The sequence below is a fragment of the Pseudoxanthomonas sp. X-1 genome (assembly GCF_020042665.1).
In the GTDB taxonomy this organism is placed as follows: domain Bacteria; phylum Pseudomonadota; class Gammaproteobacteria; order Xanthomonadales; family Xanthomonadaceae; genus Pseudoxanthomonas_A; species Pseudoxanthomonas_A spadix_A.
Genome location: NZ_CP083376.1, coordinates 3,334,165 through 3,359,207, shown reverse-complemented (window position 1 = coordinate 3,359,207; position 25,043 = coordinate 3,334,165). Strand labels below are relative to the sequence as shown.

The 25,043-nt window shown below is 68.6% G+C and carries 20 protein-coding genes; 13 read left to right on the top strand and 7 right to left on the bottom strand.

From position 1 onward, the window contains the following. Nucleotides 1-33 precede the first annotated feature (33 nt). Entirely contained in the window at nt 34-1,425 is a 1,392-nt protein-coding gene (locus tag LAJ50_RS15065) for a 3-deoxy-7-phosphoheptulonate synthase class II (protein WP_130549964.1), read from the top strand. Between the two features lie 187 nt (nt 1,426-1,612). Continuing rightward, the gene (locus tag LAJ50_RS15060) at nt 1,613-2,776 is read left to right on the top strand and encodes a mechanosensitive ion channel family protein (RefSeq protein ID WP_130549963.1); all 1,164 of its coding nucleotides are present in this window, start codon (nt 1,613-1,615) and stop codon (nt 2,774-2,776) included. Between the two features lie 15 nt (nt 2,777-2,791). On the opposite strand, the gene LAJ50_RS15055 is transcribed toward LAJ50_RS15060, so the two are convergent. The 3 genes from LAJ50_RS15055 to typA form a co-directional block, all read right to left on the bottom strand. Beyond that, nucleotides 2,792-4,390 (bottom strand): amidase, encoded by a 1,599-nt coding sequence (locus LAJ50_RS15055; protein ID WP_138652905.1) that lies wholly within the window; start codon nt 4,388-4,390, stop codon nt 2,792-2,794. A 64-nt stretch (nt 4,391-4,454) separates the two neighbouring features. Beyond that, entirely contained in the window at nt 4,455-4,931 is a 477-nt protein-coding gene (locus LAJ50_RS15050) for a DUF2127 domain-containing protein (protein ID WP_130549961.1), read from the bottom strand. A gap of 78 nt (nt 4,932-5,009) precedes the next feature. Continuing rightward, nucleotides 5,010-6,839: a translational GTPase TypA gene (gene typA, locus LAJ50_RS15045; RefSeq protein ID WP_130516021.1), complete on the bottom strand. Its 1,830-nt coding sequence runs from the start codon at nt 6,837-6,839 to the stop codon at nt 5,010-5,012. Nucleotides 6,840-6,940: 101 nt separating this feature from the next. Here typA and LAJ50_RS15040 point away from each other — a divergent pair, with 101 nt between their 5' ends. The 5 genes from LAJ50_RS15040 to prpE all read left to right on the top strand — a co-directional run bounded on the left by LAJ50_RS15040 (nt 6,941) and on the right by prpE (nt 13,367). After that, nucleotides 6,941-7,435, top strand: a complete 495-nt coding sequence (locus LAJ50_RS15040) for a peptidylprolyl isomerase (protein WP_130549960.1) — start codon at nt 6,941-6,943, stop codon at nt 7,433-7,435. A gap of 270 nt (nt 7,436-7,705) precedes the next feature. Continuing rightward, nucleotides 7,706-8,692 (top strand): malate dehydrogenase, encoded by a 987-nt coding sequence (locus LAJ50_RS15035; protein ID WP_130528956.1) that lies wholly within the window; start codon nt 7,706-7,708, stop codon nt 8,690-8,692. A gap of 169 nt (nt 8,693-8,861) precedes the next feature. Next, nucleotides 8,862-10,487, top strand: coding sequence for an acyl-CoA synthetase (locus LAJ50_RS15030; RefSeq protein ID WP_130549959.1), 1,626 nt, complete (start codon nt 8,862-8,864; stop codon nt 10,485-10,487). Nucleotides 10,488-10,587: 100 nt separating this feature from the next. Next, the gene (locus tag LAJ50_RS15025) at nt 10,588-11,328 is read left to right on the top strand and encodes a hypothetical protein (RefSeq protein ID WP_138652907.1); all 741 of its coding nucleotides are present in this window, start codon (nt 10,588-10,590) and stop codon (nt 11,326-11,328) included. Nucleotides 11,329-11,462: 134 nt separating this feature from the next. Further along, nucleotides 11,463-13,367 (top strand): propionate--CoA ligase, encoded by a 1,905-nt coding sequence (gene prpE / locus LAJ50_RS15020; protein WP_138652909.1) that lies wholly within the window; start codon nt 11,463-11,465, stop codon nt 13,365-13,367. A 64-nt stretch (nt 13,368-13,431) separates the two neighbouring features. On the opposite strand, the gene LAJ50_RS15015 is transcribed toward prpE, so the two are convergent. Next, nucleotides 13,432-14,661: a citrate synthase family protein gene (locus tag LAJ50_RS15015; RefSeq protein WP_138652911.1), complete on the bottom strand. Its 1,230-nt coding sequence runs from the start codon at nt 14,659-14,661 to the stop codon at nt 13,432-13,434. Nucleotides 14,662-14,773: 112 nt separating this feature from the next. On the opposite strand from LAJ50_RS15015, the gene prpB reads away from it, so the two are divergent. Genes prpB through prpC form a run of 3 tightly spaced genes read left to right on the top strand, consistent with a single transcriptional unit; the run spans nt 14,774 to nt 17,493 of the window. Beyond that, nucleotides 14,774-15,661, top strand: a complete 888-nt coding sequence (prpB, locus tag LAJ50_RS15010; RefSeq protein WP_138652913.1) for a methylisocitrate lyase — start codon at nt 14,774-14,776, stop codon at nt 15,659-15,661. 33 nt (nt 15,662-15,694) lie between these two features. Beyond that, on the top strand, nt 15,695-16,300 hold the full coding sequence (locus LAJ50_RS15005) for a DUF1003 domain-containing protein (protein ID WP_130549954.1): 606 nt from the start codon (nt 15,695-15,697) through the stop codon (nt 16,298-16,300). 38 nt (nt 16,301-16,338) lie between these two features. Then, nucleotides 16,339-17,493 carry a 2-methylcitrate synthase gene (gene prpC, locus LAJ50_RS15000; protein ID WP_138652915.1) on the top strand — a complete coding sequence of 385 codons (1,155 nt, stop codon included), beginning with the start codon at nt 16,339-16,341 and terminating at the stop codon, nt 17,491-17,493. 91 nt (nt 17,494-17,584) lie between these two features. On the opposite strand, the gene LAJ50_RS14995 is transcribed toward prpC, so the two are convergent. Together LAJ50_RS14995 and LAJ50_RS14990 are read right to left on the bottom strand one after the other, a co-directional pair. Then, nucleotides 17,585-18,043: a cell wall hydrolase gene (locus tag LAJ50_RS14995; protein ID WP_130549952.1), complete on the bottom strand. Its 459-nt coding sequence runs from the start codon at nt 18,041-18,043 to the stop codon at nt 17,585-17,587. 325 nt (nt 18,044-18,368) lie between these two features. Then, a complete protein-coding gene (locus LAJ50_RS14990) occupies nt 18,369-20,426 on the bottom strand; it encodes an NADPH-dependent 2,4-dienoyl-CoA reductase (protein ID WP_138652917.1) in 2,058 nt (685 codons plus the stop codon). Nucleotides 20,427-20,798: 372 nt separating this feature from the next. Here LAJ50_RS14990 and LAJ50_RS14985 point away from each other — a divergent pair, with 372 nt between their 5' ends. The 3 genes from LAJ50_RS14985 (at nt 20,799) to LAJ50_RS14975 (ending at nt 23,616) form a co-directional block, all read left to right on the top strand. Next, nucleotides 20,799-21,878, top strand: a complete 1,080-nt coding sequence (locus LAJ50_RS14985; protein WP_130549950.1) for an OmpA family protein — start codon at nt 20,799-20,801, stop codon at nt 21,876-21,878. Nucleotides 21,879-22,262: 384 nt separating this feature from the next. Beyond that, the gene (locus tag LAJ50_RS14980; RefSeq protein ID WP_138652919.1) at nt 22,263-22,787 is read left to right on the top strand and encodes a hypothetical protein; all 525 of its coding nucleotides are present in this window, start codon (nt 22,263-22,265) and stop codon (nt 22,785-22,787) included. Nucleotides 22,788-22,833: 46 nt separating this feature from the next. Further along, on the top strand, nt 22,834-23,616 hold the full coding sequence (locus LAJ50_RS14975) for a pseudouridine synthase (RefSeq protein WP_138652921.1): 783 nt from the start codon (nt 22,834-22,836) through the stop codon (nt 23,614-23,616). 143 nt (nt 23,617-23,759) lie between these two features. On the opposite strand, the gene kbl is transcribed toward LAJ50_RS14975, so the two are convergent. Continuing rightward, entirely contained in the window at nt 23,760-24,968 is a 1,209-nt protein-coding gene (kbl, locus tag LAJ50_RS14970; RefSeq protein ID WP_138652923.1) for a glycine C-acetyltransferase, read from the bottom strand. Nucleotides 24,969-25,043 lie beyond the last annotated feature (75 nt).

The following is a 25,043-nucleotide window of genomic DNA, read 5'->3' as shown; positions in this document are numbered from 1 at the left end:
TGCGATCATGTCGGCTTCCTCCTGGAGCCCCGCATGTCCGCCGCAGCCCCCGCCGTTCCTTTCTCTGCCACCTCCGGCGACTGGCGTCCCGACAGCTGGCGCACGCGGCCGGCGATGCAGCTGCCGACCTATCCCGATGCCGACGCCCTGGCCCGCGCGGTCGAGGAACTCGGCAAGTTGCCACCGCTGGTGACCTCCTGGGAGATCTTCGCGCTGAAGAAGCAGCTGGCCGAGGCGCAGGAGGGCAAGCGCTTCGTGCTGCAGGGCGGCGACTGCGCCGAGAGCTTCTCCGACTGCGAGTCCGGCCTGATCTCCAACCGGCTGAAGGTGCTGCTGCAGATGAGCCTGGTGCTGGTGCACGGCCTGCAGCTGCCGGTGGTGCGCGTCGGGCGCTTCGCCGGGCAGTACGCCAAGCCGCGCTCGACCGACATGGAGACCCGCGGCGAGATCACCCTGCCGAGCTACCGCGGCGACCTGGTCAACGGGCCGGAATTCACCGCCGCCGCGCGCATCCCCGATCCGCAGCGCATGATCCGCGCTCACTCGCGCTCGGCCATGACGATGAACTTCGTGCGGGCGCTGATCGACGGCGGCTTCGCCGACCTGCACCACCCCGAGTACTGGAACCTCAGCTGGGTCGGCTATTCGCCGCTGGCCAACGAGTACCAGCAGATGGTGTCCGACATCGGCGGCGCGGTGCGCTTCATGGAGACCCTCGCCGGCGCCGAGGTGCACAACCTCAACCGCATCGACTTCTACACCTCGCATGAGGCGCTGCTGCTGCCCTACGAGCAGGCGCTGACCCGCGAGGTGCCGCGCCAGCACGGCTGGTTCAACCTGTCCACGCACTATCCCTGGATCGGCATGCGCACCGCGGCGGTCGACGGGGCGCATGTGGAATACCTGCGCGGGGTGCGCAATCCGATCGCGGTAAAAGTCGGTCCGTCGGTCAAGCCCGATCAGCTGCTGGAACTGATGGACATTCTCAACCCGGACGACGAGCCGGGCCGGCTGACCTTCATCCACCGCATGGGCGCGGCGCAGATCGCCGACAGGCTTCCGCCGCTGCTGGAGGCGGTCAAGCGCGACGGCCGCCGCGTGCTGTGGATCTGCGATGCGATGCATGGCAATACCGAGTCGACCAGCAACGGCTTCAAGACGCGCCGCTTCGACAACATCCGCGGCGAGGTCGAGCAGGCTTTCGACCTGCATGCCGCGGCGGGCACGCGCCTGGGCGGTGTCCACCTGGAGCTGACAGGCGAGGACGTCACCGAATGCACCGGCGGCGCGCGCGAGCTGACCGACATCGACCTGGAGCGCGCGTATCGCTCGACCGTCGATCCGCGCCTGAACTACGAGCAGTCGCTGGAGATCGCCATGTCGATCGTGCGCAAGCAGCGGCAGCTGCAGGCAACGGTGGGCTAAGACGGCTCAAGGACATCGCCGCCTCCGCCTTCGCGGGAACGAAGGTCGAGAAGGTGCTGACGGCTGCAAGGCCGCGCTTTGCCTTCGTTCGCCATCCGGGGCGTCGCGCCGAGTGCACGGTTCGCCCTGTCGTCCGCGGCGCGTGCCCACACGCCCTCGACGCGCGCTTTGGCAGTCTCCGGTGGGGATGGCCGACCTGCACTGGATGACCGCACGCGAGTACGTGATCCCGCTGGGAATTTCCCTGGCGCTGGGCGTGCTCGCCTGGGGATTGTTCGCCTGGCTGGAGCGGCGCTCGCGCGGCAAGGATTTCCGGCGCGCGCGCATCACCCGCATCCTCAGCCTGCCGCTGGCGTTCGTGCTGCCGCTGGTGTTCCTGCGCGCCGGGCTGGAGGCCACGCCGCTGAAGGATGCGCAGCTGGTGCTGATCAAGCAGCTGCTGCATATCGGCATCGTTGGCTGCGTGACATGGCTGGTGGTGCGCGTGGTGGCCGGCGTGGTGGCGGCGATCCTGCGCGACAACCGCATCGATGTGGCCGACAACCTGCACGCGCGCACCATCCATACCCAGGCGCGGGTGCTGGGGCGGGTGGCCTCCGGCGCGGTGATCCTGGTCGGCGTCTCGGTGGTGCTGCTGCAGTTCGACGAGGTGCGCCAGCTCGGCCGCACGCTGCTGGCCTCGGCCGGCATCCTGGGCCTGGTGGCGGGCATCGCGGCCAAGCCGGTGTTCGGCAACCTGATCGCGGGCCTGCAGATCGCGCTGACCCAGCCGATCCGCCTGGACGACGTGGTCATCGTCGAGGGCGAATGGGGCCGCATCGAGGAGATCACCAGCTCGTTCGTGGTGGTGCACATCTGGGACCAGCGGCGGATGGTGGTGCCACTGACTTGGTTCATCGAGAACCCGTTCCAGAACTGGACCCGGCGCAGCGCCGACATGCTCGGCACGGTGTTCCTGTGGCTGGACTACCGCACCCCGATGGCCGCCGTGCGCGCCGAAACCGAGCGCGTGTGCCGCGAGGACCCGCGCTGGGACGGCCGGGTCTGCATTGCCCAGGTCACCGAGACCTCCGAGACCGCCATGCAGGTGCGCCTGCTGGTCAGCGCGCGCAGCTCCGGCGATGCCTTCGACCTGCGCTGCGTGGTGCGTGAGCGCGTGCTGGACTACCTGGCGCGCGAGTATCCCGACGCGCTGCCGCGCCAGCGCAACATGCTCACCCGCGAACAGACCCCGCCCGACACGCCGCAGGTGCTGCCCAGCGCGCGCCAGACCTCTTCGCCCGGCGCCGAGGACGGCCCGCCGCCGGTCTCGCCCGACGCACCGGATCCGGTGCCGCCGCCGTCGCGCTGAGCCGCCCCGCCGCCCTCAGGGCGTGCGCGGTTCCAGCGTGGCGCGATACGTCGGCGGCACGCGCGCCTGGGTGCGCTGTTCGTAGTCGTAGCCCAACCCGATCAGCTTGGCCTCGCTCCAGGCGGTGCCCATGAACAGCAGGCCCAACGGCAGCCCGCGGCTGTCGCCCATCGGCACGGTCAGGCTGGGATAGCCGGCCACCGCCGCCGCGCCATAGCCGGCGCCGGGGAAGGGATCCTTGAACGCCGGGTCGGTGCGCCAGGCCGGGCCGGTCGCCGCGGCGACCAGGGCGTCCAGGTGCTGCGCCTTGAGCGCCGCATCGATGCCCTCCGGACCGGCCAGGCGCTTGATGCGCGAACGGGCCTGGATGTAGGCCGGGTCGTTCAGGCCGCCCATCGCCGCGGACTGCTCGAACAGGTCCTGCCCGAACAGTGCCAGCTCCTCGCGAGCATGCTGCTGGTTGAAGCCGATCAGCTGCTGCAGCGAGTCCACCGGCGCGCCCTTGGTCGCGAAGTAACGCGCCAGGCCGTTCTTGAACTCAGTCTTGAGCACCAGCAGCTCGTCCTGGTCCCACTGGCCGGCGGTGAGAATCTCGGCATCGACCACGGTCGCGCCGGCCGCGCGCAGGGTCGCGACCGCGCCCTCCATCGCCTTGGCCACGTCGGGGCCGAACTTGAAACTGCTGCGGACCACGCCGATGCGTGCGCCCTTGAGCGCGCCGGGCCGCAGGCGCGCGACATAGTCCAGCGGCGCATTGAGCGTGGCGTACCCGGTGCTGGCATCGGCGCTGTCGCGCCCGGCCATCGCCGCAAGCAGGATCGCGGCATCGGACACCGTGCGGGTGATCGGCCCGGCGGTGTCCTGGCTCCAGGAGATCGGCACGATGCCGTCGCGGCTGACCAGGCCGACGGTGGGCTTCAGCCCCACCGCGCCGTTGACCGCCGCCGGGCAGATGATGCTGCCGTCGGTCTCGGTGCCGACCGTCGCCGCGGCCAGGTTGGCCGAGGCGGCCACGCCGCTGCCGGCGCTGGAGCCGCAGGGATTGCGGTCCAGCACATAGGGGTTGTGGGTCTGGCCGCCGACCGCGCTCCAGCCGGAGATCGAGTCGCTGGACCGGAAGTTGGCCCACTCCGACAGGTTGGTCTTGCCCAGGATCACCGCGCCGGCCTCGCGCAGGCGCTTGACCAGGAAGGCGTCGGCCTTCGGGCGGAAATCGCGCAGCGCCAGCGAGCCGGCGGTAGTGGCCATCGGCGTGGCGTCGATGTTGTCCTTGAGCAGGATCGGGATGCCCTGCAGCGGGCCGCGCACGGTGCCGCCGGCGCGCTCGCGGTCGCGCAGCGCCGCCTCGGTCATCGCCTCGGGGTTGAGCTGGATCACGGCGTTGAGGTGCGGCCCGGCGCGGTCGACCTGGGCGATGCGGTCCAGGTAGGCGCGGGTCAGGGTGCGGCTGTCCAGCGCGCCGCGCTGCATCTGCTCCTGCAGCTGGGCGATGGTCAGTTCGGCGTAGCGGAACTGGGCCGGTTGCGCGGCCTTGGGCGGGGCGGATGCCGGGGCGGTGCAGCCGGCCAGCGCGGCCAGGCACGACAGCGTCAGCGCAAGCCTGCAGGCGTGCATCGGTTCGATCCCCTCATGCGGATCGTCGCAGGCTAAACGCAGCGGCGCGGGCGCCGCAAGCGGCTCAGTGGCGCCGGCGGCGGATCAGGTCGCGGGCCAGCACGGCCACCACGATCACGTTGATCAACACCACCACGGCCGTATGCCAGGCCGGATGCCGGAACAGCGCGTACATGTCGAAGGGCAGGTAGACCGCCGTGCCCACGCAGCCCAGCCACGAGGCCCACGCCTTGGCCCGCCACAGGCCCCAGGATTCCACCAACCGCCAGAGCGCGTAGATGGCGACCACGGCCACGGCCAGGTGCACCGCCTTGGGGTCGATCTGCTTGAGCAGCGAGGGCAGGGCGCCGTGCGCCGGGTCCAGATGGAAGCGCTCGATCAGCCAGTACACCGCGCGCCGGATCGGGTCGGGCCCCAGGACTTCCAGGCTGGCCGCGGCGATCAGGGCCAGCAGGCCCTTGGCCAGTTCGAACAACGCCAGCGCATGCAGGCCCGGATGCGCGTGCGGATCCGGATCGTAGGGACGTTGGGTATGAGGCATCGGGCCGGAAGGATACGCCGGTTGGTGCGCGGGCGGCGACCCGTGGGCCGCCACCCGCGCCAGCTTGCACAGACCGCCTTACGCCGCGCGCGAGGCCTTCTTGCGCTCGCTTTCGGTCAGGTGCTTCTTGCGCAGGCGGATCTCCTTCGGGGTGATCTCCACCAGCTCGTCGTCGTCGATGAAGTCCAGGGCCTGCTCCAGGGTGAACTTGATCGCCGGGGTCAGCTGGATGGCGTCGTCCTTGCCCGAGGCGCGCATATTGGTCAGCGGCTTGGTCTTGATCGCGTTGACCGTCAGGTCGTTGTCCTTGGAGTGGATGCCGATCAGCTGGCCTTCGTAGACGTTGTCGCCCTCGGCGGCGAACAGCTTGCCGCGCTCCTGTAGCGGGCCCAGCGAGTAGGCCGGCGTGGCGCCGGGCGCATTGGCGATCATCACGCCGTTGGGACGCTTGGCGATGGCGCCCTGTTCCTTGGGACCGTAGTGGTCGAACACGTGGAACAGCAGGCCCGAGCCCTGGGTCAGGGTCTTGAACTCGTTCTGGAAGCCGATCAGGCCGCGCGCCGGGATTTCATAGTCCAGGCGCACGCGGCCCTTGCCGTCGGGCTCCATGTTCTTCAGCTGGCCCTTGCGCACGCCCAGCTTCTCCATCACGCCGCCCTGGTGGATCTCTTCCACGTCCACCACCAACTGCTCGATCGGCTCCATCTGCTGGCCGTCGATCTCCTTGATGATGACCTCCGGGCGCGAGACGGCCAACTCGTAGCCTTCGCGGCGCATGTTCTCAATCAGCACCGACAGGTGCAGTTCGCCACGGCCGGAGACCAGGAACTTGTCCGCGTCCTCCAGCTGCTCGACCTTCAGCGCCACGTTGTGCACGGTCTCGCGCTCCAGGCGGTCCTTGAGCTGGCGGCTGGTCAGGAACTTGCCGCCGGACAGGTCCTTGTTGCCGGCGAAGGGCGAGTTGTTGACCTGGAAGGTCATCGAGATGGTCGGCTCGTCCACGGTCAGCGCCGGCAGCGCCTCGGGCGCCTCCAGGGCGGTGACGGTGTCGGAGATGGTCAGCTCCTGGATGCCGGAGATGGCCACGATGTCGCCGGCCTCGGCGGTCTCCTGCTCGATGCGCTCAAGGCCCAGGAAGCCGAGCACCTGCAGCACCTTGCCCTGGCGCTTCTTGCCCTCGCGGTCGATCACGGCCACCGGCATGTTCTTGCGCAGCGTGCCGCGCTGGATGCGGCCGATGCCGATCACGCCGACGAAGTTGTTGTAGTCCAGCTGGCTGATGCGCATCTGGAACGGGCCTTCCGGGTCGACCTCCGGCTTGGGCGCGTGCTGCATGATCGCCTCGTACAGCGGGGTCATGTCGCCGTCGCGGGCGTTCTCGTCCAGCGAGGCGTAGCCGTTCAGCGCCGAGGCGTAGACGATCGGGAAGTCCATCTGCTCGGGCGTGGCGCCCAGGCGGTCGAACAGGTCCCACACCTGCTCCACGACCCACTCCGGGCGCGCGCCGGGGCGGTCGATCTTGTTGACCACCACGATCGGCTTGAAGCCCATCGCGAAGGCCTTCTGGGTCACGAAGCGGGTCTGCGGCATCGGGCCGTCCATCGCATCGACCAGGATCAGCACGGTGTCCACCATCGACAGTACGCGCTCGACCTCGCCGCCGAAGTCGGCGTGGCCGGGGGTATCGACGATGTTGATGCGGTTGCCGTTCCACTTGATGGCCGTGTTCTTGGCCAGGATGGTGATGCCGCGCTCCTTTTCCTGGTCGTTGCTGTCCATCACGCGCTCGGCGATGACGGCACGCTCGGAAAAGGTGCCGGACTGCTTCAGCAGGCAGTCGACGAGGGTGGTCTTGCCATGGTCGACGTGGGCGACGATGGCGATGTTGCGAAGGTTTTCAATGGACATGCGGCACGGGCGCGGCGGTGCGCGCAGGGATGGGGAGGGAAGCGCGTATTATAGCCGGTTACCGCCCACAACCGGGCTGCCTGCTCCCAAGGAGTTCCACGATGTCCCTGACCGCCACCTTCAACACCTCCCGCGGCCCGATCCAGGTCGAGCTGTACCCGGACAAGGCGCCGCTGACCGTGGCCAATTTCGTCAACCTGGCCAAGCGCGGCTTCTACGACGGGCTGAACTTCCACCGCGTCATCCCCGATTTCATGATCCAGGGCGGCTGCCCGGAAGGCTCCGGCCGCGGCGGCCCGGGCTACCGTTTCGAGGACGAGACCAGCAACGGCGTGCGCCACGAGCGCGGCGTGCTGTCCATGGCCAACGCCGGTCCCAACACCAACGGCAGCCAGTTCTTCATCACCCACGTGGCCACCCCGTGGCTGGACGGCAAGCACACCGTGTTCGGCAAGGTCGTCTCGGGCCTGGAGGCCGTCGATGCGGTCAAGCAGGGCGATACCATCGAGTCGGTGGTGATCGAGGGCGACGCCGACGCCGTCCTGGCCGCCAAGGCCGACCGCGTGGCCGAGTGGAACAAGCACCTGGCCGCCTGAACGCGACCCGCCCGCCCCTCGGCGGGCCCGCAGGTAGACCATTGGTCGAACGCGGTCGCGCCGGGGACGCGTGCTAAAATTCCGCGCCGCACAATCGAGGCGGCGCCACCAGGAGCCCGCCGTCCATGCCGATTTCGCGCTGCCATCCGCTGGATGCCTGCGGGATCGTGACGTCGGCCTCCGTGACCCCTCCATCCGCCTGGCGCGTCTAGCGCCTATCCCATCAGGCGGGCATCGCACCCGCCATCCGATGCACGAGGAATCCACACCATGAAACAACCCGTCCGAGTCGCCGTCACCGGTGCCGCCGGCCAGATCGGCTACGCCCTGCTGTTCCGCATCGCCTCCGGCGAGATGCTGGGCAAGGACCAGCCGGTCATCCTGCAGCTGCTCGAGCTGCCGATGGAGAAGGCCCAGGCCGCGCTGAAGGGCGTGATGATGGAGCTGGAGGACTGCGCCTTCCCGCTGCTGGCCGGCATGGTCGGCACCGATGACCCGGAAGTGGCCTTCAAGGACGCCGATTACGCCCTGCTGGTCGGCGCCCGTCCGCGCGGCCCGGGCATGGAGCGCAAGGACCTGCTGCTGGAGAACGCCAAGATCTTCACCGCCCAGGGCGCCGCGCTGAACAAGGTCGCCTCGCGCAACGTGAAGGTGCTGGTGGTCGGCAACCCGGCCAACACCAACGCCTACATCGCCATGAAGTCCGCCCCGGACCTGCCGGCGAAGAACTTCACCGCGATGCTGCGCCTGGACCACAACCGCGCCCTGAGCCAGCTCTCGCTCAAGCTCGGCAAGCCGGTGGCCGGCATGGAGAAGCTGGTGGTGTGGGGCAACCACAGCCCGACCATGTACCCGGACTACCGCTTCGCCACCGCCGACGGCGCCTCGATCGGCGAGGCGATCAACGACCAGGAATGGAACGCCAACACCTTCATTCCGACCGTGGGCAAGCGCGGCGCGGCGATCATCGAGGCGCGCGGTTCGTCCTCGGCCGCCTCGGCCGCCAACGCCGCCATCGACCACGTGCGCGACTGGGCGCTGGGCAGCAACGGCAAGTGGGTGACCATGGGCGTGCCCTCCGACGGCTCCTACGGCATCCCGGAAGGCGTGATCTTCGGCTTCCCGGTGACCACCCAGAACGGCGAGTACACCCTGGTCAAGGACCTGCCGATCGACGACTTCAGCCAGAAGTACATCGACAAGACCCTGGCCGAGCTGGAAGAAGAGCGCAGCGGCGTGGCCCACCTGCTGGGTTGATCCGCCGCGCAGGACATGTGTGACGCGAACGCCGGGCCGTGAGGTCCGGCGTTCTGCTTTGGGGGCGCGTCGGTCATCGTTCGTGACATGCCTTGGGCTTCGACCAAGGTCGAGCCGCGCCGCCCGGATTGCGTCGCTACGCTGGCGCTTCCGCCACCAGGGAGGTGTCATGTCGCAGCAGGCCTATGCCGCCGGGCTGGAGCGTAACCCGGCCAACTTCACCGCACTCTCGCCGCTGACCTTCCTGCGCAAGGCCGCGCAGGTGCATCCACAGCGCGTGGCCCTGGTCCATGGCGAGCGCCGACTGACCTGGGCCGATGAGGACGCGCGCTGCCGGCGCCTGGCCAGCGCGCTGCAGCGCTGGGGCGTGGGCAGGGGCGACACGGTGGCGGCGATGCTGCCCAACACGCCGGCGATGTTCGAGCTGCATTACGGCCCGGCCATGCTCGGCGCGGTGCTCAACACGCTCAATACGCGCCTGGACGCGGCGACGTTGGCCTTCATGTTCGATCACGCGCAGGCCAAGGTGCTGTTCACCGATCGGGAATTCGCGCCGGTGATCGCCCAGGCGCTGGAACTGTGCCGCCACAAGCCGCGCGTGATCGACGTGGACGATGCGGAGGTGGACACAGGCGCGTTCCTCGGCGAGATCGAGTACGAGGCGTTCCTCGCGGGCGGTGATGCCGAGTTCGGGATGAGGCTGCCGGACGACGAGTGGGAGGCGATCTCGCTCAACTACACCTCCGGCACCACCGGCGATCCCAAGGGCGTGGTCTACCACCACCGCGGCGCGTACCTGAATGCGGTGGCCAACATCATCGACTGGTCGATGCCGCAGCATCCGGTGTACCTGTGGACGCTGCCGATGTTCCACTGCAACGGCTGGTGCTTCCCCTGGACGATGGCGGCGGTGGCCGGCCTGCAGGTGTGCCTGCGCAGGTTCGATGCCAGGCGCGTGTTCGAGCTGATGCGCGAGCACGGCGTCACCCATTACTGCGGCGCGCCGATCATCCACAGCGCGCTGGTGGCCGCGCCCGAGGCATGGAAGCAGGGCATCGGCGGCGTCCGCGCGCAGATCGCCGGCGCCGCGCCGCCGGCGGCGGTGATCGAGGGCATGGAGCGCATGGGCTTCCACATCACCCACGTCTACGGCCTGACCGAAGTCTACGGGCCGGCGTCGCTGTGCATCCCGCGGCCGGAATGGGAGTCGCTGGACATCGCTGCGCGCGCCGAGCTCAACAGTCGCCAGGGCGTGGCCTGCCTGCTGCAGGAGGACATGCAGGTGCTCGACCCGGAGACGCTGGCGCCGGTGCCGTGGGACGGTACGACGGTCGGGGAGATCATGTACCGCGGCAACATCACCATGAAGGGCTACCTGAAGAATCCCGATGCCACGGCGCGGGCGTTCGAGGGCGGCTGGTTCCACACCGGCGACCTGGCCGTCGTGTATCCCGATGGCTACGCCAAGATCCGCGACCGTTCCAAGGACGTGATCATCTCCGGCGGCGAGAACATTTCCTCCATCGAGGTCGAGGACGCGCTGTGCCGGCATCCCTCGGTCATGGCCGCGGCCGTGGTGGCGCGGCCAGACCAGAAGTGGGGCGAGACGCCGTGCGCCTTCGTTGAACTCAAGTCGGACGCGGCCCCAGTGGACGTGGACGCCCTGCAGCAGCATTGCCGCACGCACCTGGCCGGCTACAAGGTGCCGCGCGCCTTCGTTTTCGGCGAACTGCCGCGCACGGCCACCGGCAAGGTGCAGAAATTCGTGCTGCGCGACCGGGCGCGGGAGCTCTAGCGGCGCCTCGTTCTGGCATGATCGGTCCACCACAGCGAAGGAGTGCGCAATGGACGTTGGAATGCGGTGTGCGAGGGCTGCCCTGAACTTGCTGGCGGCCTTGACCCTGTCATGGATGCCGCTGGCCGCGCAGGCACAGCAGAAGGCGTCCACGCAGGACGAGGAGACCATGTCCGAGGAGGCGGCCCGGGTGGCCTCGACCGATGGACGCGTCAATCCGTCCTGCGGCGAGCTGATGTTCCGCGTGCTGCCGGGCGAGTTCAACTTCTGCTTGGCCAAGCGCTACTGGCTTGAGGACAAGTATCAACAGGCCGAAGAGATGTTCAGGCTGTCCGCGGGGTGGGGCAACAAGTTCGCGCAGCGGGCGTTGGGGACTGCGTACTTCAATGGGGACCACGTGCCGCAGGATCGACCGCTGGGGCTGGCCTGGCTGGCGCTCGCCGCCGAGCGCAAGGAGCCGGACGCGGTGGCGCTTTATCAGTCGGCACTGTCCAAGGTTTCCCCCGCCGAGAAGGAGCGCGCGACTTTGCTCCGGCAGCAGTTGCAGCCACGCTACGGGGATGCGTTCGCCGCGCTTCGGGCGGACCGGCGCTTGAACCGCAACCTCAAGGAGATCACCAGCAATCCGGCCTACGGGACGGGTTGGTGCTTCAGCGGCGTCAATGGCGTGGGAATTACGCGGATCGAGGGGCTGGAGGCCCAAGGGAACGGAACGCCGGAAGCATGTACCTCGGCCTCCGAAGACGCAGTCGTACGCGCGATCCGGGTCTATTCGGACAAGTATTTTGACGGATGGAAGGGGCACGTCACCGTCGGCGAGCTCGAGGCTGCCGGGAAGTAGGCCAAGAGAGCTCGACGGCTGAGGCGCCGCCGCGGCCCGGCTTCGACCATGGTCCAAGCATCGACCATGGTCCAACGGCCGGGCGCGCGGACGCCCTCTATGCTCCCGGGCATCGGCTCTCGGGAGGGGCGTGGATGTCATCGTACGAAGAGGTGTACCGCCGTTCGGTCGAGGAGCCGGAGGCGTTCTGGGCGGAGGAGGCCAAGGCCATCCACTGGCATGTCCCGCCGCGGCAGATCCTGGATTATTCCAATCCGCCGTTCCGCAGGTGGTTCGTCGGCGGGCAGACCAACCTCTGCTACAACGCCGTCGATCGCCATCTGGAGACGCGCCCGGACCAGCTGGCGCTGGTGGCCGTGTCCACCGAGACCAACGTCACCCGCGAGATCACCTACCGGCAGCTGCACGCCGAGGTGAACGCCTTCGCCGCGGTGCTCAGGCAGCTGGGCGTCGGCCGCGGCGACCGGGTGGTGGTGTACATGCCCAACATGGCCGAGGCGGTGTTCGCCATGCTCGCCTGCGCGCGCATCGGCGCGATCCACTCGGTGGTGTTCGGCGGCTTCGCCGCGCACAACCTGGCCCTGCGCATCGATGACGCCAGGCCCAAGCTGCTGATCGCCGCGGACGCGGGCATCCGCGGCGGCAAGGTGATTCCGTACAAGCCGATGATCGATGCGGCCTGCGCCGAGGCCAGGTTCGCCCCGCCCAAGGTGCTGATCGTCTCGCGCGATCTCGATCCGGCCGAACCCAAGGTGCCCGGCCGCGACGAGGACTACGCCACCCTGCGCGCGCAGGTCGGCCAGACGCAGGTGCCAGTGGAATGGCTGGAGTCCAACGAGCCGAGCTATCTGCTCTACACCTCCGGCACCACGGGCAAGCCCAAGGGCGTGCAGCGCGATGTCGGCGGCTATGCGGTGGCGATGGCGCAATCGATGCGCACCATCTTCGACTGCGCGCCGGGGCAGGTGATGTTCTCCACCTCGGACGTGGGCTGGGCGGTGGGGCACTCCTACAACGTCTATGGGCCCCTGATCGGCGGCTGCACCTCGCTGCTGTACGAAGGCCTGCCCACCCATCCCGACCCGGGCATCTGGTGGGCGCTGTGCGAGCAGTACGGCGTGCGCACGATGTTCTCCTCGCCGACCGCGATCCGCGTGCTGAAGAAGCACGATGTCGACTTCATCCGGCGCCACGATCTGTCCGAGCTGAAGTACCTATTCCTCGCCGGCGAGCCGCTGGACGAGCCCACCGCGCACTGGATCACCGACGCGCTGCGCAAGCCGGTGATCGACAACTATTGGCAGACCGAGACGGGCTGGCCCGCGCTGTGCGTGCTGCCGGGCGTGGACATGAAGCCGGTCCGCTTCGGCTCACCGGGGTTCCCCAACCTCGGCTACCGCATGAAGGTCATCGACGAGGCCACCGGCGAGGAAGTCGCCCCCAACCAGAAGGGTGTGCTGGTCATGCAGCCGCCGCTGCCGCCGGGCTGCATGAGCACGATCTGGAACGACGACCAGCGTTTCCTCGACAGCTACTTCAGCCATTTCAAGGAACTGCTGTACAGCTCGCTGGACTGGGCGATCCGCGACGAGGACGGCTATACCTTCATCCTCGGCCGCACCGACGATGTGATCAACGTGGCCGGGCACCGGCTGGGCACGCGCGAGATCGAGGAATCGGTATCCGGCTTCGGTGCGGTGGCCGAGGCGGCGGTGGTGGGCGTGGCGGACGAGGTGAAGGGTCAGGTGCCGATCGTGTTCGCGACCCTGCGCCAGGCCACCGACGAAGCCGCCGCCCGCAACAGCGCGGCCGATGGCATGCGCAGGATCGTGGAGACCGATCTGGGCGCGGTCGCGCGGCCGGCGCGGGTGTACATCGTCAACGCGCTGCCCAAGACGCGCTCGGGCAAGCTGCTGCGGCGCTCGATCCAGGCCCTGGCTCAGGGAGCCGACCCGGGCGATCTGTCCACGCTGGACGATCCCAATGCGTTGGAGGAAGTGCGCCGCGCGCTGTCGCGTGGACCGGACGCGGGGAGTTGAGCCGCGTCAGGAGCGGGTGGAGAGGAGCGAGTGGGCGCGGCGAGCCGCGCTTGCGCTTCTCTTTCTACCCGTTCCTCGTTTCTCGCTGCTTTCCACCCGTTCCTGGCTCCTCCGGCGGCAGCCCCACGTACCGCGCACGCGGGCGGATCAACTTGCCCAGGGTCTGCTGCTCCAGCGCGTGCGCCAGCCAGCCGGCGAGCCGACCGCTGGCGAACAGCACCAGGGCGGGTGAGGCCGGCAGGTCGTAGAGGAAGCAGAGCGCGGCCAGCATCAGATCGACGTTGGGACGCAGGCCGCTGGCCTCTTCGGCACGGGCGATGAGCGCCTCCAGCTGCGCCAGGCGCGGGCAATCGGCGCGGCGAGCGCGCAGCATCGTCAGCAGCTCGGCCGCGCGCGGATCGCCATGCGGATACATCGCATGGCCGAAGCCGGGCAGGTCGTCGCCGCGCGCCCAGCGCGCCGCCACTTCGTAGGCACCGGCCTGCAGCAGCGCATAGGCACGCGCGGTCGCGCCACCATGGCGCGGGCCGGACAGCGCGGCCAGTCCACTGCACACCGTGGCGTGCAGGTGCGCGCCGGTGGAGGCCACCACGCGCGCGGCGAAGGCCGAGACATTCAGTTCGTGGTCGGCGCACAGCACCAGCGCGGCGCGGACCAGTTCGGCGAAGTCCGCATCGCCCGGCACCCAGGCCTGAGCCAGCTGCAGGTGCACGGGCTCGGGCGCGGGCTGCCGGCCGATCAGCAGCGCCGCGTTCTGCCGCAGCAGCTGCGCGGCGACGTCGAAGCGCACCGCCGGTGCCAGGTTGAACGAATGCCGCACCTCCAGCGCCAGCAGCGGCATGCAGGCCAGGGTGCGCTCCAGCGGCGGCAGGCCCTGGTCCAGCGCCAGCCGCGCCACGGTCGGTGACCAGGGCGGAGGCGGCGCGGCGAAAGGATCGTGGCCGCCGCTGTCCCACAGCAGCCGCGCGGTCTGTTCCAGCGTCGCGCCCGCGCGCACGGCGGCCACCGCCGAGCGGCCCCGGTAGTAGGGGCCGTCGGCCTGGATCAGTGAAATGCCCGTCTCCAGGACGGGCAGGCCGCGATCCAGGCTCTGTGCCGCGCCGCGCGCCGCGCCGCGACCGGCACGCTTGTTCTGCGCCAGCCGTTCCACGTCCTGGCGCCGGTACATGCGGCTGCGATGGTCCGGGCCGGGACGCGATTCCAGCAGGCCGCGGCTGACATAGGCGTACAGCGTGGCGCTGGTGATGCCGAGCAGCTCGCAGGCCGTGGCGGCCGGAATCAGGTCATGGTCCATGACAGGTTGATTTGTGCGATCAAGATTGATCAATGCATCGCAGGGTGCCAGATTGCGCGTCGTCCCGCGAGCGCCCCCGCGCCGCGCCTCCATCCCGATCCAGGAGTCCGCCATGTCCACTTCCAGCCCCGGCGCCCGCTTCCGCGCCGCCCTGGCCGCCGAGTCCCCGCTGCAGGTGATCGGCGCGATCAATGCCAACCACGCCCTGCTGGCCAGGCGCGCCGGCTACAAGGCGCTCTATCTGTCCGGCGGCGGCGTCGCCGCCGGCTCGCTGGGCCTGCCGGACCTGGGGATCAACACCCTGGAGGACGTGCTCATCGACACCCGCCGCATCACCGATGTGTGCGAGCTGCCGCTGCTGGTGGACATCGACACCGGCTTCGGCGCCAGCGCGTTCAACATCGAGCGCAGCATCAAGTCGCTGATCAAGGCCGGCGCGGCCGCCTGCCACATCGAGGACCAGGTCGGCGCCAAGCGCTGCGGTCACCGCCCGGGCAAGGAGATCGTCAGCCAGGGCGAGATGGCCGACCGGGTCAAGGCCGCGGCCGACGCCAAGACCGATCCGGACTTCTTCCTGATCGCGCGCACCGACGCCATCCAGGCCGAGGGCGTGGATGCGGCGATCGAACGCGCCATCGCCTGCGTGGAGGCCGGCGCCGACGGCATCTTCGCCGAGGCCGCCTATGACCTGGACACCTATCGGCGCTTCGTTGAGGCGGTGAAGGTGCCGGTGCTGGCCAACATCACCGAGTTCGGTGCCACGCCGTTGTTCACCCGCGAGGAACTGGCCAGCGTCGGCGTGGCGATCCAGCTGTTCCCGCTCTCGGCCTTCCGCGCCGCCAACAAGGCCGCCGAGCGCGTCTACCAGGCGATCCGCCAGGACGGCTCGCAGCAGGCGGTGCTGGACACCATGCAGACCCGCGAGGAGCTGTACGAACGCATCGGCTACCACGCCTTCGAGCACAAGCTGGATGCGCTGTTCGCCGGCAAGCGCGCATGATCGGGCTCCCACCGAGCTGATCCCCGCCTGCCCATGAACATCCCGCGCCCGCCCGCCGCCGAACGCCAGCGTCGTACCCGCATCGACCGGCGCGAAACCGCGCGCCACCTGCTGCAGACCGAACTGGACAAGCTGCAGGGTGAGGAGCGCGCGATCGTCGAGCGCTTCATCGCCAAGCGCCAGGTCGCGCGCAACGTGGCGCGCGAGTTCAATCAGAACCGTAGCCTGGGCGAGCGCGTGGCCGACCGCGTGGCCGAGGTCGGCGGCAGCTGGAGCTTCATCATCGCCTTCGGCGTGTTCCTGGCGGTGTGGATGGGGATCAACAGCTTCGTGCTGGCCAGGGCGTTCGATCCCTATCCCTACATCCTGCTCAACCTGTGCCTGTCGTGCCTGGCCGCGATCCAGGCGCCGATCATCATGATGAGCCAGAACCGCCAGGCCGCCTCCGACCGTCTGCGCGCGGAGAACGACTACCAGGTCAACGTCAAATCCGAACTGGAAATCCTGCAGGTGCACGAGAAGCTCAACCAGCTGCGCGAACAGGACTGGGCCACGCTGGTCGAACTGCAGAACCGCCAGATCGAGATGCTGCAGCAGCTGCTGGCCCAGCGCGACGCGCCGCCGGCCGCATCGTCCTGAACACCTCACGTCAAAGCCCAACATCGGGAGGAAACACCGTGTCCGAGCAAACCACCGCCCCCGGCTTCAAGCCGAAGAAATCCGTCGCCCTGTCCGGCACGCCAGCGGGCAACACCGCGCTGTGCACCGTCGGTCGCACCGGCAACGACCTGCACTACCGCGGCTACGACATCCTGGACCTGGCCAAGAGCGAGTTCGAGGAAGTCGCCTACCTGCTGGTGCACGGCAAGCTGCCCACGCGCGACGAGCTGCGCGGTTACAAGGCCAAGCTGAAATCGCTGCGCGGCCTGCCCGCCGCGGTCAAGGCCGCGCTGGAGGAGCTGCCCGCCTCGGCCCATCCGATGGATGTCATGCGCACGGGCGTGTCGGTGCTGGGCTGCGTGCTGCCGGAGAAGGACGACCACAACCATCCAGGCGCGCGCGACATCGCCGACAGGCTGATGGCCTGCCTGGGCTCGATGCTGCTGTACTGGTACCACTGGAGCCACAACGGCCGCGCCATCGATGTGGAGACCGATGACGATTCGATCGGCGGCCACTTCCTGCACCTGCTGCATGGCGTGGAGCCGCGCAAGGAATGGGTCGAAGCCATGCATACCTCGCTGGTGCTCTACGCCGAGCACGAGTTCAATGCCTCCACCTTCACCTGCCGAGTCATCGCCGGCACCGGCAGCGACATGTACAGCGCCATCTGCGGCGGCATCGGCGCGCTGCGCGGGCCTAAGCACGGTGGCGCCAACGAAGTGGCCTTCGAAGTGCAGAAGCGCTACGACAAGCCCGACGAGGCCGAGGCCGACATCAAGGCGCGCGTCGAGCGCAAGGAAGTGGTGATCGGCTTCGGCCACCCGGTCTACACGGTCAGCGATCCGCGCAACAAGGTGATCAAGCAGGTCGCCCACGATCTGTCCAAGGCGCAGGGCAGCACCAAGATGTACGACATCGCCGAGCGCCTGGAGACGGTGATGTGGGACATCAAGAAGATGTTCCCCAACCTGGATTGGTTCAGTGCGGTCAGCTATCACATGATGGGCGTGCCGACGGCGATGTTCACGCCGCTGTTCGTCATCGCGCGCACCGCGGGCTGGAGCGCGCACGTGATCGAGCAGCGCATCGACGGCAAGATCATCCGCCCCAGCGCCAACTACACCGGGCCTGAGGACCTGGAGTTCGTGCCGTTGGCCAAGCGCGGCTGATCGAGACCATCCAGATCATGTCGTAAACAAGAAGGGCCGGCATTGCCGGCCCTTCTTGCTTGTCCGCGGACCACCGACGGTGGCCGCTGCATCACGAGCGCGGCTTGAGCGACTGCACGCGATAGAAAGTGTGATCGCCGATGGTCGCCACGGTGTAGGCATTGGCCCAGCTGGGCGCGACCAGCTCGTGCGCGGCGAAGTGGCTGGCACCGGGGACGATCTCGCGCCGCGCGCCGCGCGGCAGCGCCCAGTTGCGTTCCGAATCCAGCGCGACCGAGACCGAGCGCGACCATGCGCCGCCGTTCTGCAGGCGCGTGGAACTGGGCACGATGCCGGGGGCGAACTGATGCCGTGCGGTGACGACCTCGCACAGCGAGTTGCCCCACAGCCCGCTGTCGCGGCGTCGCAGCGCGACTTCCGCAACGGCTTCTTGTCCACGCATGCTCTGGTCCCGCGCCTCGAGATAGACGGTGGTGGACAGACATAGCGAATCGGCGGCCGGCTGCGGCATCACATGCGACGACAGCCATAAGATCCAGGCCAGTTTCATCGAACTCCTTGCTCCGTTTGGCCGCATGCGAAGGGGTCGTCCCACGAAACTGGGGAAGACGGCCGGCACAGCGGTTGGGCGTCATGGGGAGGCAGCCATCTCACGGGCTACCCGGGTGCTGGCCTTGAATGAAAGGTTGGCCAGACAAGACCCGCCTGAACTGGGCGGCGGGTCGGAAAGTCGGCGCAAGGTACGGGCCGAATTCAAAACGTCAACTGAATATCGGCGCTTGCATCACGACGCTGACTACGGCAGTCAGCGTCTCATGGCAGTGCGATGTTGATGTCGCGATGCAGCACGTTTACATCGCTCGCATTGCATGCCTTCAGAGCGTTGCGGCCAGACGACTGGCCTGATCGATCGCACGCTTGGCATCCAGTTCGGCCGCGACATCCGCACCGCCGATCAGATGCGGCGTGATGCCTTGCGCCTGCAGCAGATCGAACAACTCGCGTCGCGGTTCCTGACCTGCGCAGATCACCACATGGTCGACCGGCAGCGTCTGCTCGGATCCGTCCACGCGGAGATGCAGGCCCTCGTCGTCCACGCCCAGATACTCCACGCCGCCGAGCATGCGCACCTGCTTGGCTTTCAGCGTGGCGCGATGCACCCAGCCCGAAGTCTTGCCCAGGCGCGCACCGGGTCGCCCCGGCGTGCGCTGCAGCAGCCACACCTCGCGTGCCGGCGGTTCGGGATTCGGCTTGACCAGACTGCCCGGCGCTTCGAAGCGTGCGTCCACGCCCCATTGCGCCATCCAGCGCTTGGGATCGGTGCTCGGCGACGCACCGTGTTCGACCAGATACTCGGCCACGTCGAAGCCGATGCCGCCGGCGCCGATCAACGCCGCGCGCGCGCCGACCTGCACGCGCCCGGAGAGCACGTCCACATAGCTGATCACCTTGGGATGATCGGCGCCCGGCATCTGCACCGTGCGCGGCGTGATGCCCGTGGCCAGCACCACCGCATCGAAGCCCTTGAGCGTGTCCACGTCGGCCATCGTGTCCAGGCGCAACTCGACGCCGGTGTCTTCCAGGCGCTGGCGGAAGTAGCGCAGCGTCTCGTGGAATTCCTCCTTGCCCGGGATGCGCTTGGCGTAGTTGAACTGGCCGCCGATCTCGCTGCCGCTTTCGAACAGGCTCACCTGGTGCCCGCGCTCGGCCGCCACGGTGGCGCAGGCCAGGCCCGCCGGGCCCGCACCGACCACCGCGATGCGGCGCGGGGTCTGCGTCCTGCGGTAGACCAGTTCGGTCTCGGCGCACGCGCGCGGATTGACCAGGCAACTGGCGCGCTTGTTCTGGAAGACGTGGTCCAGGCAGGCCTGGTTGCAGGCGATGCAGGTATTGATCCGGTTCGCATCGCCCGTGCGCGCCTTGCGCACCCAGTGCGGGTCGGCCAGCAGTGGGCGCGCCAGCGACACCATGTCGGCCTTGCCCGCCGCCAGGAGGTCCTCGGCCACCTGCGGCATGTTGATGCGGTTGGTGGCGATCACCGGCACCGACACCTCGCCCTTGAGCTTGGCGGTGACCTCGGCGAAGGCCGCGCGCGGCACCGAGGTGACGATGGTCGGCACGCGCGCCTCGTGCCAGCCGATGCCCGAGTTGATCAGCGTCGCCCCCGCCGCCTGTACCGCGCGCGCCTGCGCGGCGATCTCGGGCCAGGCGTTGCCGCCTTCGACCAGATCCACCAGCGAGAGGCGGTAGATGATGATGAAGTCCGGCCCGCAGGCCTCACGCACGCGTCGCACGATCTCCACCGCGAAGCGCATCCGGCGTTCGGCATCGCCGCCCCAGGCGTCGCTGCGATGATTGGTGCGCGCGGCGGTGAACTGGTTGATCAGATACCCCTCCGAGCCCATCACCTCCACGCCGTCGTAGCCGGCCTGGCGGGCCAGGCGCGCGGCATGGGCGTAGGCGTCGATCTGGCGCTCGACGCCGCGCGCGCTCAGGGCGCGCGGTGTGAAGGGATTGATCGGCGCCTTGATCCGCGAGGGCGCCACCGAGAAGGGATGGTAGGCGTAGCGCCCGGCGTGGAGCAGCTGCAGGCAGATCTTCGCGCCATGGGCGTGCGCGGCCTGGGTGACCTGACGGTGCGGGCGTGCTTCCCAGGGCCAGGACAGCTTGCCGCCGAACGGCTTGAGCCAGCCGACCAGATTGGGCGCGAAGCCGCCGGTCACGATCAGCCCGACTTCGCCCTGCGCCCGTTCGGCCACGTACGCGGCCAGCTTGGGGAAGTCGGCCGCGCGGTCTTCCAGGCCGGTGTGCATCGAGCCCATCAGTACCCGGTTGCGCAGCTGGGTGAAGCCGAGATCTAGGGGCGCCAGCAGATGCGGATAGGCGTGGGAGGCTTGGGTCGGATCGGCCTGGCTCGGCGCTTGGCTGGGCATGTCAATACGCTTGCGTATGGAAGAGTGCGCGCACCATGCCGCAAGGCGCTGCGCCGGACAAGAGGCGCTGACGCAAATCCAACGGCGGCTTCACCTGAACCGAAGGCAATGAACGATTCGGACACAAGTTTGGCGCACGCTTTTCACATCGTCTGCGCTTTGGCGCCCGTATAACGTGCCCCGCGCACTGCAGGGCGCAGATCCACTTGTTAGGCTGCTGTTAACGTCGTCTTCACAAGCCCCTGCATAATCTGCGCCGGTGTTGACGGCTACCCATGTCGTTTAAACATTGGACTGAATGCCGTAAGGCTCGGGAACCCCCCACGCCCACGCAGTCGGTTTTCAAAAACCTGAACTCTCAAGGAGTCGCAAATGAACAAGAAACTTCTCTGCGCCGCGATGCTGGCCGGACTGAGCGTGGCGCAGGCCGCTTCGGCTCAGGAGTTTGATGACCGCTGGTATCTGACCGGTTCGGTCGGCTACAACCTGCAGGACAGCGATCGCAAGACCGACGACGCTCCGTTCGCCACCCTGGGCCTGGGCAAGTTCATCAGCCCGAACTGGTCGCTGGACGGTGAGCTGAACTACCAGAACCCGAGCCTGGATCCGGAAGACAACCTGAACTGGTCGCAGTACGGCATCTCGTTCGACCTGCGTCGCCACTTCATCCAGGAAGGCCGCGGCTGGAACCCGTACGTCCTGATGGGGCTGGGCTACCAGCGCTCGGAAGAGGAGTACGACAACTTCCCGAACCCGGATTCCCCGGCCAAGAACAAGGACGGCAACTTCGCCGCCAAGGTCGGCGTCGGCCTGCAGACCACCTTCGACAGCCGCGTCGCCGTGCGCGCCGAAGTGGCCTACCGTGGCGACTTCAACGACCAGAGCCACCGCGCTCCGGACGAGTCGTGGTTCGGTGACGTGCTGGCTTCGGTCGGCGTCGTGATCCCGCTGGGCACCAAGGCCGAGCCGGTCGCCCCGCCGCCGCCGCCGCCGCCGGCTCAGACCTGCGCCGATCTGGATGACGACGGTGACGGCGTCAACAACTGCGACGACAAGTGCCCCGGTTCGCAGGCTGGCCAGACCATCGGTCCGGACGGCTGCCCGGCTCCGGTCACCATCGACCTGAAGGGCGTGAACTTCGACTTCGACAAGTCGACCCTGCGTCCGGACGCCGTGGCGATCCTGTCCGAGGCCGTTCAGATCCTGAACCGCTACCCGGATCTGCGCGTCGAAGTCGCCGGCCACACCGACTCGGTCGGTACCGAGCAGTACAACCAGAAGCTGTCGGAGCGTCGCGCCAAGGCCGTGTACGACTACCTGACCAGCAATGGCGTGTCCTCCTCGCGTCTGGTGGGCCCGATCGGCTACGGCGAGACCCGCCCGATCGACACCAACGACACCGCCGAGGGTCGTGCGAAGAACCGTCGCACCGAGCTGAACGTCCAGAACTGATCTGGCCGCTCAGGGGTTGGCTGCGGGAATCCGCAGCCACCTTCAGCAGTGAAGAAGAGCCCGGCCTTGTGCCGGGCTTTTTCTTTTCCCGCTATCGAGGCGTCGCGGCGTTTCCGTCAGCGGGGCCGTCCGAGCCGATGAGTCGCGCGTGGCGGGTAGAAGCCGCCGCACGGAGCAAGCTCACCGGCCAGCACCCATCCCATCGACGCGTTCAAGCTTCCGAGCGCTGGCGCAGCATGCACTTCAGTCGCACGGATTCGCTTCGCCATCGTATTCAGTCTTTTCTTTCAGTCATTTGCGCGGAAAACATCGCGTAACGGTTGATTGCGCGCACGCGGCCTGCATAAACTCCCGCAACCCTCTTTTTTCCCTTGCGAAGTCCCTATGCGCGCATCCCTCGTTGCGGTCGTCTCCCTGCTCGCCGTTGCCCCGTTCGCACACGCTGAAGCGGCCCAGGACTGCAACGGCGTGGTGCCGCAGCCGCTGCCGCAGCGCACGACCATCCTCTCGCCGGTGGCCGTGGAACTGTTCGCCAACACCACCAGCCTGGGCGCGCCCAGTGGCGTGCTGGCGCAGTCCTACGACGAGGCGCAGTCGGTCGATCGCGTGCTGCTGCGGATGAAGGTCGATGGCTGCCGCGAACTGGCCATGGCCACGCCGGCGGTGAAGGCCAACGATCCCGCCGCTTACAAGCCCAAGACCCAGTACGACAACTCGCCCTGGCGCTTCGACATGAACCAGGGCGGCAAGCGCATGACGGCCGATGAATTCGATGCATGGATGAAGTCGCGCGGCGTGCGCGTGGTCAAGGCCAAGCCGGCCGCCGCGGTCGCCGTCCCGGGTGATGCGCCGGTGGCCCCCGCCGCGGCCACGCCCGCTGCCGTGGTGCCGGCCGCCGACAAGCAGTAAGGCGGCCGCGTCGGCGCGTGCGTCGACGGCTCGGAGGGCGCACTCCATGGCCACCCGCAAACCGGTTCGCGGCGATGCGCCGCGGCATGGCCTGGCGCGCGCGCTGTCCAAGCTGGGCCTGTGCTCGCGTACCGAGGCGGCGCGCTGGATCGCGGCCGGAAGAGTGCGCGTCGACGGGCGCGTGGTGCGCGATCCCGAGTTTCCGACCGTTGCCGGCCGTTCGCGGATCGAGGTCGATGGGCAGCCGGACGCGGGCGCCGAACGCCGCTACCTGATGCTCAACAAGCCGCGCGGCCTGGTTACCACGGCGCGCGACGAGCAGGGGCGCGACACGGTCTATCGCTGCCTGGATGGCGCGGATCTGCCGTGGCTGGCGCCGGTGGGTCGGCTGGACAAGGCCAGCGAGGGCCTGCTGCTGTTGAGCAACGATCCGGCCTGGGCCGCGGCGATCACCGATCCCGCGACGGGGCCGAGCAAGACCTATCACGTGCAGGTTGACGCGATTCCCGATGCCGCGCTGCTGGCGCGGCTGGAGCAGGGCGTGCCGGTCGACGGCGAACACCTGCGTGCCGCCCGCGCGCAGCTGCTGCGCAGCGGCGGGCGCAATGCCTGGCTGGAGATCACGCTGGACGAGGGGCGCAACCGCCAGATCCGGCGGCTGCTCGAGGCGTTCGGCCTGTCCACGCTGCGGCTGGTACGCGTGGCGGTCGGCGAGCTGCCGTTGGGAAAACTGGCCAAGGGCGCCTGGCGTGAACTGACGCCACAGGAAGTGAGCGCGCTCGCGCCGCCTTCCAACGCCGTCAGTCCGGGGAGGGGCCCCGGATCCTGACGCGGCCGCGGCGCGCGGACGCCAGTGCGGGCGGCCTCGATGCACGCTTCCTTCGCAAAGCGAACCGGGCGCCGGTGCGTACCGAGCGCCCTAGGTGGGCGCACCAGCCCGGCGCGCCATCGGTCTGGTCGGCGGCGAAGGAATCAGCCCTTCAACACGCCAAGCTCCTGGCCGATGCGCGTGAACGCGTCGATGGCCTGGTCCAGGTGTTCACGGGTATGCGCGGCGCTGATCTGGGTGCGGATGCGGGCCTGTCCCTTGGGCACCACCGGGAAGAAGAAGCCGATCGCGTAGATGCCTTCTTCCAGCAGGCGTTCGGCGAAGCGCTGCGCCAGCGGCGCGTCGTAGAGCATCACCGGGCTGATCGGATGCACGCCGGGCTTCAGGTCGAAACCGGCGGCGGTCATCTTCTCGCGGAAGTAGGCGGTGTTCTCGCGCAGCTGCGTGCGCAGGTCGCCGGCGGCGTCCAGCATGTCGAAGGCCTTGATCCCTGCGGCCACCACGTGCGGCGGCAGCGAGTTGGAGAACAGGTAGGGACGCGAGCGCTGGCGCAGCAGTTCGATCACCTCGGCGCTGGCGGTGGTGAAGCCGCCCAGCGCGCCGCCCATCGCCTTGCCCAGCGTGCCGGTGATGATGTCGATCCGGTCCAGCACGCCCTTGACCTCGGCCGAGCCGCGCCCGGTCTGGCCCAGGAAGCCGGTGGCGTGGCATTCGTCGATGTGGACCAGCGCGCCGTACTTGGCGGCCAGGGCGGTGATCTCGTCGAGCGGGGCGATGAAGCCGTCCATCGAGAACACGCCATCGGTGGTGATCAGCTTGGTCCGGCAGCCGGCGGCGTCGGCGGCCTGCAGCTGCGCTTCGAGGTCGGCCATGTCGCAGTTGGCGTAGCGGAAGCGCTTGGCCTTGCACAGGCGCACGCCGTCGATGATCGAGGCGTGGTTGAGCGCGTCGGAGATGATCGCGTCGTCCTCGCCCAGCAGCGGCTCGAACAGGCCGCCGTTGGCGTCGAAGCAGGCCGCGTACAGGATGGTGTCCTGCTTGCCGAAGAAGCGTGCGATGGTCTGCTCGAGCTGCTTGTGCAGGTCCTGGGTGCCGCAGATGAAGCGCACCGAGGCCATGCCGAAGCCGTGCGTGTCCAGCGCCTGCTTGGCCGCGGCGATGATGTCCGGATGGTCGGCCAGGCCCAGGTAATTGTTGGCGCAGAAGTTCAGCACCTGGCGTCCGTCGGCCAGGGTGATCTGCGCCGCCTGGGGGCCGGTGATGATGCGCTCGGACTTGAACAGCCCGGCCTCGCGGATGCCGTCCAGCTCCTCGGCGTAGCGGTGGGTCGGGGCGGGGAGGGCATCGGTCATCGCGGCGGGCCTGGGGCGGGAACGGAGGGCGCATTTTACGCATCGCCCCCGCTGTGGCCGGTCTCCGGTTCAGGC

Bases quoted from the DNA above. Each gene is read 5' to 3' on its own strand.
- LAJ50_RS15065 (WP_130549964.1), top strand. From the start codon at position 34: ATGTCCGCCGCAGCCCCCGCCGTTCCTTTCTCTGCCACCTCCGGCGAC.
- LAJ50_RS15060 (WP_130549963.1), top strand. From the start codon at position 1,613: ATGGCCGACCTGCACTGGATGACCGCACGCGAGTACGTGATCCCGCTG.
- LAJ50_RS15055 (WP_138652905.1), bottom strand. From the start codon at position 4,390: ATGCACGCCTGCAGGCTTGCGCTGACGCTGTCGTGCCTGGCCGCGCTG.
- LAJ50_RS15050 (WP_130549961.1), bottom strand. From the start codon at position 4,931: ATGCCTCATACCCAACGTCCCTACGATCCGGATCCGCACGCGCATCCG.
- typA (WP_130516021.1), bottom strand. From the start codon at position 6,839: ATGTCCATTGAAAACCTTCGCAACATCGCCATCGTCGCCCACGTCGAC.
- LAJ50_RS15040 (WP_130549960.1), top strand. From the start codon at position 6,941: ATGTCCCTGACCGCCACCTTCAACACCTCCCGCGGCCCGATCCAGGTC.
- LAJ50_RS15035 (WP_130528956.1), top strand. From the start codon at position 7,706: ATGAAACAACCCGTCCGAGTCGCCGTCACCGGTGCCGCCGGCCAGATC.
- LAJ50_RS15030 (WP_130549959.1), top strand. From the start codon at position 8,862: ATGTCGCAGCAGGCCTATGCCGCCGGGCTGGAGCGTAACCCGGCCAAC.
- prpE (WP_138652909.1), top strand. From the start codon at position 11,463: ATGTCATCGTACGAAGAGGTGTACCGCCGTTCGGTCGAGGAGCCGGAG.
- LAJ50_RS15015 (WP_138652911.1), bottom strand. From the start codon at position 14,661: ATGGACCATGACCTGATTCCGGCCGCCACGGCCTGCGAGCTGCTCGGC.
- prpB (WP_138652913.1), top strand. From the start codon at position 14,774: ATGTCCACTTCCAGCCCCGGCGCCCGCTTCCGCGCCGCCCTGGCCGCC.
- LAJ50_RS15005 (WP_130549954.1), top strand. From the start codon at position 15,695: ATGAACATCCCGCGCCCGCCCGCCGCCGAACGCCAGCGTCGTACCCGC.
- LAJ50_RS14995 (WP_130549952.1), bottom strand. From the start codon at position 18,043: ATGAAACTGGCCTGGATCTTATGGCTGTCGTCGCATGTGATGCCGCAG.
- LAJ50_RS14990 (WP_138652917.1), bottom strand. From the start codon at position 20,426: ATGCCCAGCCAAGCGCCGAGCCAGGCCGATCCGACCCAAGCCTCCCAC.
- LAJ50_RS14985 (WP_130549950.1), top strand. From the start codon at position 20,799: ATGAACAAGAAACTTCTCTGCGCCGCGATGCTGGCCGGACTGAGCGTG.
- LAJ50_RS14980 (WP_138652919.1), top strand. From the start codon at position 22,263: ATGCGCGCATCCCTCGTTGCGGTCGTCTCCCTGCTCGCCGTTGCCCCG.
- LAJ50_RS14975 (WP_138652921.1), top strand. From the start codon at position 22,834: ATGGCCACCCGCAAACCGGTTCGCGGCGATGCGCCGCGGCATGGCCTG.
- kbl (WP_138652923.1), bottom strand. From the start codon at position 24,968: ATGACCGATGCCCTCCCCGCCCCGACCCACCGCTACGCCGAGGAGCTG.